General features: G+C 37.2%; 16 protein-coding genes. All 16 read left to right on the top strand.

The genetic code is table 11. The features are described 5' to 3' along the window. The first annotated feature begins 62 nt into the window (after positions 1-62). Positions 63-2,099, top strand: a complete 2,037-nt coding sequence (flhA, locus tag V7127_RS06280; RefSeq protein ID WP_335484345.1) for a flagellar biosynthesis protein FlhA — start codon at positions 63-65, stop codon at positions 2,097-2,099. Further along, positions 2,096-3,259, top strand: coding sequence for a flagellar biosynthesis protein FlhF (gene flhF / locus V7127_RS06275; RefSeq protein ID WP_335484343.1), 1,164 nt, complete (start codon positions 2,096-2,098; stop codon positions 3,257-3,259). Before flhA ends, flhF begins: the two co-directional genes overlap by 4 nt. Before the next feature lies 1 nt (position 3,260). Next, on the top strand, positions 3,261-4,127 hold the full coding sequence (locus V7127_RS06270) for a MinD/ParA family protein (RefSeq protein ID WP_335484341.1): 867 nt from the start codon (positions 3,261-3,263) through the stop codon (positions 4,125-4,127). Positions 4,128-4,136: 9 nt separating this feature from the next. Next, a complete protein-coding gene (locus tag V7127_RS06265) occupies positions 4,137-5,219 on the top strand; it encodes a protein-glutamate methylesterase/protein-glutamine glutaminase (protein ID WP_335484339.1) in 1,083 nt (360 codons plus the stop codon). A gap of 19 nt (positions 5,220-5,238) precedes the next feature. Then, a complete protein-coding gene (locus tag V7127_RS06260; RefSeq protein ID WP_335484337.1) occupies positions 5,239-7,296 on the top strand; it encodes a chemotaxis protein CheA in 2,058 nt (685 codons plus the stop codon). Positions 7,297-7,349: 53 nt separating this feature from the next. Beyond that, positions 7,350-7,820: a chemotaxis protein CheW gene (locus V7127_RS06255; protein ID WP_335346243.1), complete on the top strand. Its 471-nt coding sequence runs from the start codon at positions 7,350-7,352 to the stop codon at positions 7,818-7,820. A gap of 4 nt (positions 7,821-7,824) precedes the next feature. Then, entirely contained in the window at positions 7,825-8,451 is a 627-nt protein-coding gene (locus V7127_RS06250; protein WP_335346242.1) for a chemotaxis protein CheC, read from the top strand. A 4-nt stretch (positions 8,452-8,455) separates the two neighbouring features. Further along, on the top strand, positions 8,456-8,953 hold the full coding sequence (locus tag V7127_RS06245; protein ID WP_335346241.1) for a chemotaxis protein CheD: 498 nt from the start codon (positions 8,456-8,458) through the stop codon (positions 8,951-8,953). 120 nt (positions 8,954-9,073) lie between these two features. Further along, on the top strand, positions 9,074-9,835 hold the full coding sequence (locus tag V7127_RS06240) for a FliA/WhiG family RNA polymerase sigma factor (protein WP_335346240.1): 762 nt from the start codon (positions 9,074-9,076) through the stop codon (positions 9,833-9,835). Positions 9,836-9,864: 29 nt separating this feature from the next. Then, on the top strand, positions 9,865-11,214 hold the full coding sequence (locus V7127_RS06235) for a DUF342 domain-containing protein (RefSeq protein ID WP_335484335.1): 1,350 nt from the start codon (positions 9,865-9,867) through the stop codon (positions 11,212-11,214). Positions 11,215-11,251: 37 nt separating this feature from the next. Then, positions 11,252-11,563, top strand: coding sequence for a hypothetical protein (locus V7127_RS06230; RefSeq protein WP_335346238.1), 312 nt, complete (start codon positions 11,252-11,254; stop codon positions 11,561-11,563). 9 nt (positions 11,564-11,572) lie between these two features. Further along, a complete protein-coding gene (locus V7127_RS06225; RefSeq protein ID WP_335484333.1) occupies positions 11,573-12,169 on the top strand; it encodes a hypothetical protein in 597 nt (198 codons plus the stop codon). 153 nt (positions 12,170-12,322) lie between these two features. After that, positions 12,323-13,024, top strand: a complete 702-nt coding sequence (gene rpsB, locus V7127_RS06220) for a 30S ribosomal protein S2 (RefSeq protein ID WP_335353175.1) — start codon at positions 12,323-12,325, stop codon at positions 13,022-13,024. A gap of 189 nt (positions 13,025-13,213) precedes the next feature. Then, positions 13,214-14,095: a translation elongation factor Ts gene (tsf, locus tag V7127_RS06215; RefSeq protein WP_335484331.1), complete on the top strand. Its 882-nt coding sequence runs from the start codon at positions 13,214-13,216 to the stop codon at positions 14,093-14,095. A gap of 107 nt (positions 14,096-14,202) precedes the next feature. Next, complete coding sequence (pyrH, locus tag V7127_RS06210) at positions 14,203-14,928, top strand: UMP kinase (protein WP_335346555.1); 726 nt, start codon at positions 14,203-14,205, stop codon at positions 14,926-14,928. Continuing rightward, positions 14,928-15,359 (top strand): ribosome recycling factor (frr, locus tag V7127_RS06205; protein ID WP_335484329.1); only part of this gene is annotated, 432 nt, incomplete at its 3' end. The genes pyrH and frr, both read left to right, overlap by 1 nt.

Here is a 15,359-nt window from a genome sequence, read left to right as displayed (position 1 = left end):
AACTTTGGATACGAATAGTCAATCAGCTTTAGCCAGGTTTTTCTTTTTAGGAGAGGAATTTTATGTCAGGAAGAGATTTATCCGTATTAGTAGCCGTCATTTTAATTGTAGCTATGCTTATTATCCCTTTTCCAACGTGGCTTCTAAGTATACTAATCTTAATTAATATTACATTGGCACTCATAGTCTTACTGACGACAATGAATATGAGTGAGCCGCTTCAATTTTCGATATTTCCATCATTATTGTTATTATTGACACTTTTCCGATTAGGATTAAATGTATCTACAACACGTTCGATCCTTTCAACAGGTGATGCAGGCGGAGTTGTCCATACTTTTGGTACGTTCGTTGTCGGTGGGAATCTTGTTGTCGGACTAGTTGTATTTTTAATTTTGGTCATTATTCAATTTATCGTTATTACAAAAGGAGCTGAGCGTGTTTCTGAGGTCGCTGCAAGATTTACCCTTGATGCGATGCCAGGGAAACAGATGAGTATTGATGCCGATTTAAATGCTGGTATGATTTCAGAGCAAGAAGCCCGTGCACGCCGTGAAAAGGTAAGTAGAGAAGCGGATTTTTATGGTTCAATGGATGGTGCAAGTAAATTCGTTAAAGGGGATGCAATTGCAGGAATCATTATCGTCTTAATCAACCTGATTTTTGGGATTGTGATCGGTGTAATGCAGCTAGGACTGTCGGTAGCTGATTCTGCCTCAAAATTTTCACTATTAACGGTAGGGGATGGCCTAGTTAGCCAAATTCCTGCACTTCTTATTTCGACTGCAACAGGTATTGTTGTAACAAGAGCAGCTTCGGACGGAAATCTTGGTAAAGATATTACAACTCAATTATTTGCATTTCCAAAAATGCTATATGTTACTGCGGGAACGATATTTTTATTAGGGCTGTTTACTCCAATTAGTGATTTGCTAACGATTCCAATTGCGGCGCTTCTTTGTTTTGGGGGATATATGATAAACCGTACACCTGAGCAAGGAAAGGAACAGCTGCTGGAAATCGATGAAGAACAAGAAGCCGGTGAAATGAAAAGTCCGGAAAGCGTTGTTAGTTTATTAAACGTGGATCCAATTGAATTTGAATTTGGATATGGGCTTATTCCGTTAGCCGATGCCAACCAAGGCGGAGATCTCCTTGATCGGATCGTTATGATAAGAAGGCAGCTAGCGATTGAATTAGGTTTAGTTATTCCAGTGGTACGAATACGAGATAATATTCAGCTGCAGCCCAATGAATATAGACTAAAAATCAAGGGAAATGAAATGGCTAGGGGCGAGCTGCTGCTTGATCATTATTTAGCGATGAGCCCTGGTATTGATGACGATTCAATTGAAGGCATTGATACGATTGAACCTTCCTTTGGACTGCCAGCTAAATGGATTACAGAGGATATGAAGGAACAGGCAGAAATATTTGGCTATACAGTAGTGGATCCGCCTTCTGTCGTTTCAACTCATATTACAGAAGTGATTAAGGGAAATGCGCATGAACTAATCGGACGACAAGAAACGAAACAATTGATAGATCACCTTAATGAGAGCTATCCAATTCTTGTTGAGGAAGTTACACCAAACCCACTATCAGTTGGAGAAGTGCAGAAAGTACTGGCAAAGCTGTTAAAAGAAAATGTATCCATTCGAAACTTGCCAATCATCTTCGAGACACTAGCTGATTTTGGAAAAGTAACTAGCGACACTGAATTACTTACAGAATATGTACGGCAAGCATTAGCAAGGCAAATCACAAATCAATTTTCTCAAGGAGCTGAATCACTGAAAGTGGTAACACTTTCCGGGAAAGTGGAGAAACTAATTGCTGAAGGGATCCAACAAACGGAACATGGTAATTATTTATCGATGGATCCGACTGTTTCCCAATCCGTCTTAGAATCAATCGCTTCACAGGTAGAGCAATTGTCTTTAATGGAACAAACACCGATTGTATTATGTTCACCTGCAGTAAGAATGTATGTACGTCAATTAACCGAAAGATATTTCCCGCAAATTCCAATTCTTTCGTACAACGAACTTGAAGCAAATGTAGAAGTACAGAGTGTAGGGGTGGTGAATTTAGATTGAAGGTAAAAAAATTTATTGCTCCTTCCATGTCTGAAGCCATGAAGCATATCCGAGCAGAGCTTGGGAGTGATGCAGTTATTTTAAATTCGAGAGAGGTTCATTCTGGCGGTTTTCTAGGGCTTTTCAAAAAACGTAATATCGAAGTAATTGCAGCTACTGATCAACTGGGAGGTTCCCAACCGAAATCAATCACAAAAACAAAGTCTTCGGCCACTCCGGATTCGAATCGGAATTTTAAGATAGAGAACGTAATGAAATATAATATTAATAGTGAAAATAATAAGCCTTCTGATGACGTAATGAAAGAAATCAATGAATTAAAGTTACAGCTAAAGGCAATGTCTGTTTCGAATTCGGAATTAGGACCTGTCTACCCTGAACACTTAAAGCTGATGCAGAAATTATTAAAGGAACAGGACATTCAAGAATCCATTCAGAACAAAATACTAACGTTACTTCTTGAAAAATGGTATGTAAATGGGGCAAATGCATCGATTAATGAGGTATATTCTTGGCTAGAAAGGTACATGGCTGACCAGCTTACTGAAATACCATTTGGAGGAATTTCCTTTAAGAAAAAGTATATTAATGTAGTCGGACCTACAGGTGTCGGAAAAACAACCACTCTGGCCAAGATTGCAGCTGAATGTGTGATCAATCATAAAAAGACAGTTGCCTTTATCACTACAGATACGTATCGTATTGCAGCGATTGACCAATTAAAAACATATGCAAAAATTTTAAATGTGCCAATGGAAGTTTGCTATACAGTTGATGATTTTAAAAAGGCAGCAAATCAGTTCAATGATTATGATCTTGTTCTAATTGATACAGCAGGCAGAAACTTTAGAAACAAGCAGTATGTAGAAGATTTAAAACAGGTAATTGATTTTGATCATGACATGGAAACCTATCTAGTTCTCTCACTTACTTCAAAACAAAGGGATATGGAAGATATATATAAACAGTTCTCAATTATAGAAATTGATAAATTTATTTTTACAAAAGCGGATGAAACCTCTAGCTACGGAGCGATGTATAATTTGATCACAAAATACAACAAGGGTGTTGCCTATATGACAAATGGTCAAAATGTTCCAGACGATATGATTGAAGTAAAGCCAAGTACAATAGCAAAAACCATTATTGGGGTCGAATAAAATGAAAGACCAGGCAGAAGAATTACGATTACGATTAAGAGCAAATAAATTAAGGAAAAATCCTAGAACGTTAGCGGTTGTAAGCGGTAAGGGAGGAGTAGGTAAATCTAACTTTTCTCTCAATTTTGCAATATCCTTAACGAAGAAGGGATTCGCTGTACTACTTTTCGATATGGATTTAGGCATGGGTAATCTCGATATATTGATGGGAACGTCATCAGAGTATTCAATCGTTGATTATTTTGAAGGACGAGTTTCATTAAAGCAAGCGATAATGCATGGTCCTGAGGGGCTAAAATATATTGCAGGTGGTTCTGGACTTTCCCACATCGTACATTTAGATGAAAACAGGGTAGAACATTTTACAGAAGAGCTCTCTGTTTTATTTTGTGAATATGACTATGTCATTTTTGATATGGGTGCTGGTATTACAAATGAATCAATTAAATTTATCCTTTCAGCTCAAGAGATTGTGTGTATCACAACCTCAGAACCTACAGCGATTACAGATGCCTATTCGATGCTGAAACACATTCATTTAGTTGACTCTTCAATCCCCTACTATATTGTCATTAATCGAGTCGAGAGTGAAAAGGAAGGGCAAATTACCTATAACCGTATTTCTAAAGTATTGCAGAATTTTCTTGGGAGGGAATCCTTCTATCTTGGAATGCTCCCGGATGACCGAGCGATCCAGCAAGCTGTTAGAAGGCAAACCCCTTTTATTCTAAATAATGAAAAGTCCCCAGCTTCAAAGTCAATTATTGAAATTGCTGAACGGTATAAAGACAGGCATTTTCAAGATAAACAGTCAGTAAATGGCTTTCCATTTATAACAAAACTAAAGCGATTTCTCTTCGAAAGGTAGGCGTCCTCATTGAGAAAAATTAATGTACTAGTTGTAGATGATTCGGCCTTTATGAGGAAGCTAATTTCTGATTTTCTTAAAGCAGACCCCCGAATAGAAGTAATTGGAACGGCGAGAAATGGTGAAGATGGACTAAAAAAGGTAAGAGAATTGAATCCAGATGTTGTCACAATGGATGTTGAAATGCCCTTATTAAATGGACTGGATGCTCTTAAACAAATTATGATTGAACATCCAGTTCCAGTTATTATGCTTTCTAGTACGACAAAAGAAGGTGCAGAAAACACGTTAACAGCTATACAAAATGGCGCTTTTGATTTTATTGCTAAGCCTTCAGGTGCGATATCTCTCGATTTACATAAAATTAAAGAAGAATTAGTTCAAAAAGTCATCTTAGCAAGCAAAGTAAGCAGGAAACATTTGATAAATTTAGCATCTAATAGAAATTTATCTATAAAACATGAAGAAAGATATAGTAAAATAGAACTAAGTGAAACTAGTAATAATATTAGGAATCCATATACAAAAAAAATAATTTGTATTGGAACATCTACAGGTGGCCCGAGAGCTCTGCAAAAGGTCTTAACCAGAATTCCGTCTACTATTGATGCTGGCATCCTTATCGTTCAGCACATGCCCGCTGGATTTACGAAATCATTAGCAAACAGATTGGATTCACTTTGTGGAATATCTGTAAAAGAAGCAATCGATGGTGAAATTGTTCAAAAGGGAACTGCCTATATAGCTCCGGGCGGTTTTCATCTAAAAGTAAAGCAATCGGGCAATAATTTGCTTACATGCTTGGAAAAATCAGATTTAAGAAATGGCCATAGACCTGCAGTGGATGTCCTCTTTGAATCAGTAAGCGAAATTAAGGATTACAAGAAGGTAGCTGTCATCATGACTGGAATGGGGTCAGATGGATCACATGGACTTATTACTCTTAAAAATTCCGGTAAAGTAACTGCCATCGCTGAATCACAAGAAACGTCAATCGTTTTTGGAATGCCAAAAGCTGCTATTGCTACAAGATTAATAGATGAAATTCAAGATGTGGATAAAATTGCAGATTCAATTTTGAAATATGTTTAATGCGGAGGGCTGAGGGCTCATGGATATGAACCAATATTTAGAAGTCTTTATTGAGGAAAGTAAAGAGCATTTGCAAGCTTGTAATGAACAGCTGCTTGAGCTTGAAAAGAACCCAGAGAATATTTCGATTGTTAATGAAATTTTCCGCTCGGCACATACGTTAAAGGGAATGTCAGCAACGATGGGATATGAAGACTTAGCAAAATTAACCCATCAAATGGAAAATGTTCTTGACGCCATTCGAAATCATAAGCTTACATTTAATCCTGAGATACTTGATGTCATTTTCCTTGCTGTTGATGACCTTGAAGCAATGGTCCAATCAATTGCAGAAGGCGGAGACGGAAAAAGAGACGTAGCAGAAGTAGTAGAAAAATTATTAATGATAGAAAAGGGAGAAAGCGTAAACCAAATAGCAAAATCCGAGGTGGCAGCTGCTGTTGCAGAGCATAAACCAACAGTTAAAAGTGTTTATGATGAGTTTGAACTGACTGTTATGCAGCAATCAAAGGAACAGGGCTTTGAAACTTTTGAAGTAACGGTTTCATTGAGAGAAGATTGTTTACTGAAAGCAGCAAGAGTGTTTATGGTTTTTGAAATTCTTGAAAAAATCGGTGAAGTGATTAAGGCAAATCCCTCGGTTGAGCAATTAGAGGAAGAACAATTTGATCAAGAATTTACAGTCACAATCGTATCTAAAGAAGTTAAAGAAGATATTCATAAGAAAGTGATGAAGGTTTCTGAGGTAGAAAGAGTTGATGTTCATATTTTATCATTGGAAGCCATTCGTCAATCTGAGTTAGATGCACCTGAATTAATTAAGAGCAACGGGCCAATTTTCGAAGAAAAGGAAACGGCAGAAAATAGTGTTGCAAAGCAGCAGGAAGAAAAGAAGGCCGGAGCATCTTCTTCATCAGCTAAAAACTCTAGTAGTAAAACAATCCGGGTAAATATTGAAAGACTTGATATTTTAATGAATTTATTTGAAGAATTAGTCATTGACCGGGGGCGTCTTGAACAAATTTCCCGTGATTTAAATAATCAGGAGCTGCATGAAACAGTTGAGCATATGACTAGAATTTCAGGTGATTTACAAAATATTATTTTAAACATGCGCATGGTTCCTGTGGAAACAGTATTTAATCGATTCCCGCGGATGGTTCGTCAATTAGCCCGTGACTTGGACAAGAAGATCAATCTTGAGATAATCGGGGCTGAAACGGAATTAGACAGAACAGTTATTGATGAAATTGGCGATCCGCTCGTCCATTTAATTAGAAACGCCCTTGACCATGGGGTTGAAACACCTGAAATTAGAAAAGCTAACGGAAAGAACGAAGAAGGCACAGTTATTCTTAAAGCTTACCATAGTGGAAATCATGTCTTTATTGAAATAGAAGATGATGGTGCTGGAATTAATCGGGATAAGGTGCTTGCAAAAGCGATTAAAAATGGAATCGTCACCGGGCAGGCAGCTGTAACGATGACTGACAAGCAAGTGTTTGAGCTTATACTTGCTTCTGGCTTCTCAACTGCCGAGAAGATTTCTGACGTTTCAGGCCGAGGAGTAGGTCTAGACGTTGTAAAAAGCACAATTGAATCATTAGGCGGTACCATATCAATCGATTCAACCCTAGGCAAAGGCTCGATCTTCTCGATCCAATTGCCGCTTACTTTATCGATTATTTCGGTCATGCTTACTGAAATACAAAAAGAAAAATTTGCTATCCCTTTATCTTCAATTATTGAAACAGCCATTGTGAAAAAATCTGATATTCTAAATGCCCATAATCAAAGAGTCATCGATTTTAGAGGCAAGGTTGTGCCGCTTCTTTTCCTAAAAGAAATCTTCGAGGTACCGGTTTTTGAAGAAGAGGATGAATTTTACTCTGTTGTCATTGTTAGAAAAGGGGACAAGATGGCTGGACTTGTTGTTGATTCTTTTATTGGCCAGCAGGAAGTTGTCTTAAAGTCTCTCGGTAACTATTTAACAAATGTATTTGCTATCTCTGGGGCTACTATCCTTGGTGATGGTCAGGTAGCATTAATTGTAGATTGCAACTCGTTAATTAAGTAAACCGTTTTCTTCGTACCATAAATTTTCGATTGTCTAGTAAGGAGTGGGTCAGGATGGCTGAGACAATAGCTTCTGATATTAAATTAATCGTTTTTCAGCTTATGAATAAGGAGTATGCAATCCCAGTAAATCAAGTTCGGTCCATTGAGAAAATTGAGCATATTACGAGAGTGCCAGGAACAGAAAAGTTTATTAAAGGGGTCATTAACCTTCGAGGAGTCATAACGCCAATCATTGATCTTCGCAGCAGATTTGGGCTTGATGAAGTAGGCTATTCGGACAGTACCCGAGTCATCATTGCAGGTCTTAATGATTTAGAGGTCGGTTTCATCGTTGATTTAGCTAATGATGTTATCGACATTCCAGTTCACTCTATTGAACCGCCACCCGAAGTTGTAGGTGTGCTTGAGGCTGATTATATTAATGGTGTTGCTAAGATCGGAAATCGTTTATTAATACTAATTGACCTTGAAAAGATCTTAAATACAGAAGAACGTTTAAGTTTACTAGGAAATGAAGGATGAACAAATGAATTTTCTTGAAAAAATTTCATCAATGCACCTCGATATATTGAAAGAGATTGGAAATATTGGGGCTGGACATGCTGCTACTGCGCTATCTAAGTTATTAAATAAAAAAATCGACATGAAAGTGCCAGACGTCAGAATCGTTTCATTTGATGAAATGATGAATATGATGGGCGGAGCAGATAATGTTGTTGCAGGGGTGTTCCTCAGAATTGAAGGTGATGCCCCTGGCAGCATGTTTTTTGTCTTGCCGGTTGAACAGGCTTCTAGATTTATTCGGGAAATGATCGGGGATGAAAGCTTTAGCTTTGATTCTCAGCCTTATAATGAATTGGGATTATCTGCTTATCAGGAGCTTGGAAACATCTTATCCGGATCGTATTTATCCTCTCTTTCTGATTTCACGAATTTATCATTATATCCTTCTGTACCAGCATTAAGCATCGATATGGCTGGTGCAATAATAAGCTATGGACTGATCGAATTATCACAAGTCAGCGATTTCGCCATTGTTATTGATACAGCACTTAATGATGATGGGGCAGATAAAGAAACAGTAAAGGGTCATTTTTTCTTACTGCCGGATCCAGAATCCTTCGATACAATTTTTAAATCTTTGGGAGTTTAACAAAATGATTGAATGTAAAGAAGTTATTAAAGTGGGAATTGCAGATTTGAATATTGTTAAAACCCCTAATACGATACGCACCTCTGGATTAGGTTCTTGTGTTGGAGTGGTGGTATATGATCAGCAGCGGGAAATTGCAGGACTTTCACATATTATGCTTCCTGATTCGACCCTTGCAAAGGCTGGCAATATAAATATTGCCAAATATGCAGATACAGCTGTGAAAGAATTAGTGTCGAAACTTATTCAAAATGGTGCAAGAGCGTATTCTTTAAAGGCAAAAATTGCAGGCGGGGCTCAAATGTTTCATTTTTCTTCAGGCAGTGATGTTATGCGGATTGGTCCTAGAAATGTAGAAGCTGTAAAGGCAGAGCTATCATCACTTAAAATTTCAATTGTTTCTGAAGATGTCGGCGGAAATAGCGGAAGAACGATAGAATTCAATCCGCAGACATGCATTTTGCATATCCGGACAGTAAATAAGGGTGTACAGGAAATTTAGTCAGCTTCTTTCAAAGCGAGATGGCTGTTTTTCCTTTTTTACTATATTCGGTAATGGATTGTTTTTGACTAGAGTATTTATGATCATTCAAGGAATAGGAAACGTTTGAGGAGGATGACCATGGCGCATCAAACGACAGAGGACCAACGATATTGGCATAATTGGGTCAGCTCACGTGATAATCAAGCAGGGGATTACCTTGTAAAAAAATATATGCCGCTAGTGAGTTATCATGTCCAGCGGATTTCCGTAAATCTTCCTAGAAATGTTTCACGAGATGATTTACGAAGTTTGGGGATGATGGGATTATATGATGCCTTGGAAAAATTCGATCCAAATCGGGATCTAAAGTTTGATACATATGCATCCTTCCGAATTAGAGGTGCTATTTTAGACGGTTTAAGAAAAGAGGATTGGCTCCCGCGGAATACGAGGGAAAAGGCGAAAAAAATTGAAGCTGCAATTGAAAAACTCGAGCAGCGTCTGATGAGAAATGCTAGTATTGAGGAAATCTCCTCTGAACTAAATATGAGTGAAGAAGAAGTGCAATCTGTAATAAATGAACATTTTTTTGCAAACATTCTTTCAATGGATGAAAAGTTAAATGATCAAGATGATAAAGAGGGCAACTCTTATATTATTAAAGATGATCGTGCGGAAATTCCTGAAGTGAAAATAGTGAAAGATGAAATGATTCGTGAGCTGATTGAAATGATTTCTTTACTCAATGAAAAAGAACAGCTTGTGATAAGTTTGTTTTATAAAGAAGAATTGACTTTAACAGAAATTGGTCAAGTGATGGGTCTATCGACTTCAAGAATTTCACAGATTCATTCAAAGGCAATTTTTAAACTAAGAAATGCATTAATAAAAGTTATTTAGGATTGCCACTTATGAAGGAGGAAGCTTAAATGGAAGAGCATTATCGAATAATTATAACGAAGGATCGTTTAACAGCAAAAATTGATTTAGTTTCGAATGTAGAAAATGACTTTTCCATTAAAAAGAGTGATATTGAACAATTTCTTTTTAAAGAAAAGATATCTTTCGGAATCATTGAGGATGTGATGAATCAGATTTGTGAAAACCCACAATCCTTAAGTTATCCATCCATTATTGCTGAAGGCATCCCGCCTAAAAATGGGGTGGATGCCTACCTTCTAAATGAAGTTCAACATGACAAAAAAGAGGTAAGAGAAAAATTTAACTTCCGAAAAGTTCTTCAAATCCCATCTGTTTCAAGTGGCCAGCCTCTTGCTTCAGTTGTCCCGCCCACTCCAGGTACAGAAGGAATGGATGTATTTGGAAAAAGGATTCCCGCTAAAAATGGAAAACCCCTTAAAATAAGACCAGGAAAAAATGTAATATTAAATAATTCAAGATTTTATTCAACTTCTGATGGTCAATTAAGCCTTACAGACAAAATGATCACCGTGAATCCCGTTTTTGAAGTCAATGGTGATTTGGATTTAAAAACAGGAAATGTAGATTTTATTGGCAATGTCGTTATTAGAGGAAATGTACCTAGCGGATACGAAATAAAGGCTGGCGGAGATGTTAGAATATTCGGATTAGTAGAGGCTGCAAATATTCACGCTGAAGGAAATATCATTATTTCTGGAGGAATTACAGGAGGAAATAAAGGGATGATCTCAAGCGTAGGCAATGTTCAGGCAGTTTACTTAAATCAGGCAAATGTGCATGCTGGTCACGATGTCATCATAGAGTCCTCCATTTTACACAGTAAAATTCGAGCAGGCTCCTCCATTTTAGGCAAAAATGCATTCGTAATTGGCGGAATTCTTACAGCTAATAAAGAAATACATGTAAAAGAAGTTGGAAACCACTTGTTTACAAAAACGGAACTACAAGCTTATTTAGATACGTCTTTAACTGAAAGAGAGAAAGAGTTACATTTAGAAAGAGCGAAATTACATGGTAATCTTGAGAAATTATCAAATATTGAGCAGAAGCTTGCAAAGCTAACCGGGAATTTATCACAGGAACAAAAAGTTGTTATTCTCAAGCAAAGATCTACAAAACAACATATTGTTGAGCAGATCATAAAAGTAGATGATGAGCTCAGGCAATTGGAGGAAGCAATAAACGAAAGACAAGACTCTTCCATTTATATTTATGAGACTGTATATCCAAATACTACTTTGCGTTTTGGGAAGTATGCTATGCAATTGCAGCACAAACAATCATCGGCTCGTTTTCTACTTCAAGGCGGGGAAATCATGTCTGAGCCTATTCTATAGACAGTAAAAATGACTTATTAGAGATGGGTGTGGAACTATGAGTTTGAAGTCGATTGAAATGCAAGTTGCTTTACCAAGGACAATAGAAGCGGGGAAAATCCAAGAGCAATTGCAGCAGCGAGGCCAAAACATCAATGATTTTGCCACAGAGCGAACCCATAAAGAAGAAAAACAGCAAAGAGAAACTGTCATAAAACATGAACAAAAAGCGAATGTCAAACTAATGCAAGATGAGAGCAATGGCAATAATGGGGAAAATAAAGAAAATCACCAAAAAAAGAAAAGCAGCAAGCCTGTTGAAAAAGAGAAACACCCATATAAAGGAAAAATTATTGATTACAGTGGATAGAGGGATTATATGACCACTTTTTTATTATTAATTAGCTTGTTTTTAAATGTTCTTGCCCTTTTTTCAATTATCATTTTATTTCTGCGTCAAAACCGGTTTTTACAAGTAGAGAAAAAACAAGAAAAAATGATTCAAGAAATGGAAGAAGTGATTTCTGCTTATTTAGTTCAGATGAAGGAAGAAAACGATGATTTTATTAAACGAATTGGTCATATTGAACGGAATGCTCAATCATCCAATAATGCAGAAAGTCGTAAGACGATTAAGAAAGCTCAAGATGAGCCCGGGCTTGAAAGGAACATAAGCCTTCATAGCCGAAAGGGAAAAGTCAATGCTTATAGTGCTGCAAAGGCTTATAAACAAAGTGCTGTCGTTCCAAGTAATAGTTCCAACCGGACGGTACGTGACGAGATAGAATTGCCGCCGCTAGAAATCGACCCTATTTTTGCAGAAGTAAATGAAAAAGAGAATTCACAGGAACAATCATTATTAAATGATATTCTTCTATTAAAAAATCAAGGATATAATGAGACAGAAATTGCTCAAAAGCTAAATAAAGGTAAGACTGAAATTAATCTTTTATTAAAATTTAATCAAAACAATTAAGGAATAACTTGATACTTCATTATTTTTATGCTATATTAACAAATGGTGTTAATACACACGCTTATAGATTTAGTCGGACGGTGCTGAAACCCTTTCAGTTCCCGATTGAAAATGAAATAAGCGGAGGAAAACAAACCATTAGGAGGAAAAACAATGTCAGTCATTTCAATGAAACAATTGCTTGAAGCTGGTGTACACTTTGGTCACCAAACACGCCGTTGGAACCCTAAGATGAAGAAATATATCTTCACTGAGCGTAACGGTATCTATATCATCGACCTTCAAAAAACTGTTAAAAAGGTAGAAGAAGCTTACAATTTCGTTAAAGAACTTGCTGGAAACGGCGGTACAATGCTATTCGTTGGTACGAAAAAACAAGCTCAAGACTCTGTTAAAGAAGAAGCAATCCGCTCTGGTATGTACTATGTTAACCAACGCTGGTTAGGTGGTACTTTAACAAACTTCGAAACAATCCAAAAACGTATTCAACGTTTAAAAGATATTGAAAGAATGTCTGAAGATGGAACTTTTGAAGTGCTTCCTAAGAAAGAAGTAGTTCAATTGAAAAAAGAGCAAGAGCGATTAGAAAAATTCTTAGGCGGAATCAAGGATATGAAGACTCTTCCAGATGCTTTATTTATCATTGACCCACGCAAAGAGCGCATTGCTGTTGCAGAAGCACATAAATTAAATATCCCTATCGTAGGTATTGTTGATACAAACTGTGATCCGGATGAAATTGATGTTGTTATCCCTGCAAACGATGATGCTATCCGTGCTGTTAAATTATTAACTGCAAAGATGGCTGATGCGATCCTTGAAGCAAAACAAGGCGAAGAAGTTACTACTGCTTAATATAAGTGATCCTGGTTTATGAAATCAAATCTTATTTAAGTTTTGAGGGATTAGGCCAAGAATCAAGGCTAACAATAATAAAGGTGATAAGGGAGCACCCTTTATCACCTTTTTTTAAAGAGTTATTGTTTGTATGTGAAAATATAGGTAAAAATATTAATACATAAAGATTTAAGGAGGATTTTCATAATGGCTATTACTGCACAAATGGTTAAGGAACTTCGTGAAAAAACAGGCGCAGGTATGATGGATTGTAAAAAGGCTCTTCAAGAAACTGATGGTGATATGGAAAAAGCAATTGATTTCCTTCGTGAAAAAGGAATTGCAAAAGCAGCTAAAAAAGGTGACCGTATTGCAGCAGAAGGTCTTACATCTATCAAGGTTGAGGGAAATGATGCTGTTATTCTTGAAGTAAACTCTGAAACAGACTTCGTTGCAAAAAATGAAGGCTTCCAAGTTCTTGTTAAAGAATTAGCTGATCATCTTTTAGCGAAAAAGCCTGCTTCAGTTGAAGAAGCTCTTGCACAAACTATGGATAATGGTGCAACAGTTGAAACTCATATTAATTCTGCTATCGCAAAAATTGGTGAAAAGCTTACACTTCGCCGTTTTTCTGTTAATACAAAAACAGACAGTGATGCATTTGGCGCATACTTGCATATGGGTGGACGCATTGGTGTATTAACTGTAGTTGAAGGTACAACAGATGAAGATGCTGCTAAAGATGTATCTATGCACATTGCAGCATTAAACCCTAAATATGTGTCACGTGACGAAGTTTCAGCAGAAGAAGTAGAGCGTGAGCGCCAAGTATTAACACAACAAGCTTTAAATGAAGGAAAACCTGAAAATATCGTTGCAAAAATGGTAGAAGGCCGTATAAGCAAATATTTCGAAGATGTTTGTGTAAACGACCAAGCATTTGTTAAAAACCCTGACCAAAAAGTTGGTAAGTTTGTAGAATCAAAAGGCGGAAAAATCCGTGAGTTCGTTCGCTACGAAGTTGGAGAAGGCATCGAAAAGCGTGAAGACAATTTCGCAGAAGAAGTAATGAGCCAGGTTAAAAAATAATAAACTTACTATAATACATCAAGATATGCTTAAATAGGGAACACACTGTGTTCCCTATTTTTCAAAGTGCGTTTACGCATTTCGATTTTTTACATATGGAGGTCTTTATGAGTAACCCAAAATACAAACGCGTCGTTTTAAAATTGAGTGGAGAAGCTTTAGCAGGAGAGCAAGGCTTTGGAATTAACCCTGCCGTCATTAAGTCAGTTGCAGCACAAGTAAGAGATTTAGCTCAATTAGGAGTTGAGGTTGCAGTTGTTGTTGGCGGTGGAAATATATGGCGTGGGAAGATTGGGGAAGAAATGGGAATGGACAGAGCAAATGCCGACTATATGGGCATGCTTGCAACTGTTATGAACTCTTTAGCACTTCAGGATAGCCTTGAGCAGCTAGGAGTTGAGACAAGGGTTCAAACCTCAATTGAGATGAGACAAGTAGCGGAGCCATATATTCGCAGAAGAGCAATTCGCCACCTAGAGAAAAAGCGAGTTGTTATTTTTGCAGCTGGTACAGGCAACCCTTATTTCTCAACAGATACAACTGCCGCTTTACGTGCAGCGGAAATAGAAGCGGAAGTTATCTTAATGGCGAAAAACAATGTTGACGGTGTATACTCTGCTGACCCGCGTATTGATTCGAATGCCAAAAAATATGAAGAATTATCATATTTAGACGTCTTAAAAGAAGGGTTGGCTGTAATGGATTCAACAGCATCTTCTTTATGCATGGACAATGATATTCCATTAATTGTTTTCTCCATTATGGAACAAGGGAATATTAATCGTGCCGTTATGGGTGAAACAATCGGAACAATTGTGAGGGGGAAAAAATAATGGCAAAACAAGTAATTGCGAATGCAAAGGAAAAAATGACAAAAGCAATTCAAGCATATACTCGTGAATTAGCAGCGATCCGTGCAGGGAGAGCCAATGCTTCCTTACTTGATAGGATTACTGTTGATTATTACGGGGCGCCAACGCCAATTAATCAATTAGCAGGCGTTTCTGTTCCTGAAGCACGACTTCTAGTCATTCAGCCTTATGATAAATCAATTCTTGGTGATATTGAAAAAGCCATCCTGAAATCAGATATCGGTTTAAACCCATCAAATGATGGAAATATTATTCGACTATCTATTCCGCAGCTTACAGAGGAGCGCCGAAAAGAGTTGGTTAAACAGGTGAAAAAGGAATCAGAAGAAGCAAAAATTGCTATTCGTAATATTCGTCGTGATGGAAATGATGAATTAAAGAAGCTGGAGAAA

This window comes from Bacillus sp. JJ1773, from assembly GCF_036962035.1.
Lineage (GTDB): Bacteria > Bacillota > Bacilli > Bacillales > Cytobacillaceae > Cytobacillus.
This window is presented reverse-complemented; position numbering and strand designations above follow the sequence as displayed.

What these genes read in the sequence shown, in the direction of transcription:
- flhA (WP_335484345.1), top strand. Translation starts at nt 63, where the DNA reads ATGTCAGGAAGAGATTTATCCGTATTAGTAGCCGTCATTTTAATTGTA.
- V7127_RS06270 (WP_335484341.1), top strand. Translation starts at nt 3,261, where the DNA reads ATGAAAGACCAGGCAGAAGAATTACGATTACGATTAAGAGCAAATAAA.
- V7127_RS06260 (WP_335484337.1), top strand. Translation starts at nt 5,239, where the DNA reads ATGGATATGAACCAATATTTAGAAGTCTTTATTGAGGAAAGTAAAGAG.
- V7127_RS06255 (WP_335346243.1), top strand. Translation starts at nt 7,350, where the DNA reads ATGGCTGAGACAATAGCTTCTGATATTAAATTAATCGTTTTTCAGCTT.
- V7127_RS06250 (WP_335346242.1), top strand. Translation starts at nt 7,825, where the DNA reads ATGAATTTTCTTGAAAAAATTTCATCAATGCACCTCGATATATTGAAA.
- V7127_RS06245 (WP_335346241.1), top strand. Translation starts at nt 8,456, where the DNA reads ATGATTGAATGTAAAGAAGTTATTAAAGTGGGAATTGCAGATTTGAAT.
- V7127_RS06240 (WP_335346240.1), top strand. Translation starts at nt 9,074, where the DNA reads ATGGCGCATCAAACGACAGAGGACCAACGATATTGGCATAATTGGGTC.
- V7127_RS06235 (WP_335484335.1), top strand. Translation starts at nt 9,865, where the DNA reads ATGGAAGAGCATTATCGAATAATTATAACGAAGGATCGTTTAACAGCA.
- V7127_RS06230 (WP_335346238.1), top strand. Translation starts at nt 11,252, where the DNA reads ATGAGTTTGAAGTCGATTGAAATGCAAGTTGCTTTACCAAGGACAATA.
- V7127_RS06225 (WP_335484333.1), top strand. Translation starts at nt 11,573, where the DNA reads ATGACCACTTTTTTATTATTAATTAGCTTGTTTTTAAATGTTCTTGCC.
- rpsB (WP_335353175.1), top strand. Translation starts at nt 12,323, where the DNA reads ATGTCAGTCATTTCAATGAAACAATTGCTTGAAGCTGGTGTACACTTT.
- tsf (WP_335484331.1), top strand. Translation starts at nt 13,214, where the DNA reads ATGGCTATTACTGCACAAATGGTTAAGGAACTTCGTGAAAAAACAGGC.
- pyrH (WP_335346555.1), top strand. Translation starts at nt 14,203, where the DNA reads ATGAGTAACCCAAAATACAAACGCGTCGTTTTAAAATTGAGTGGAGAA.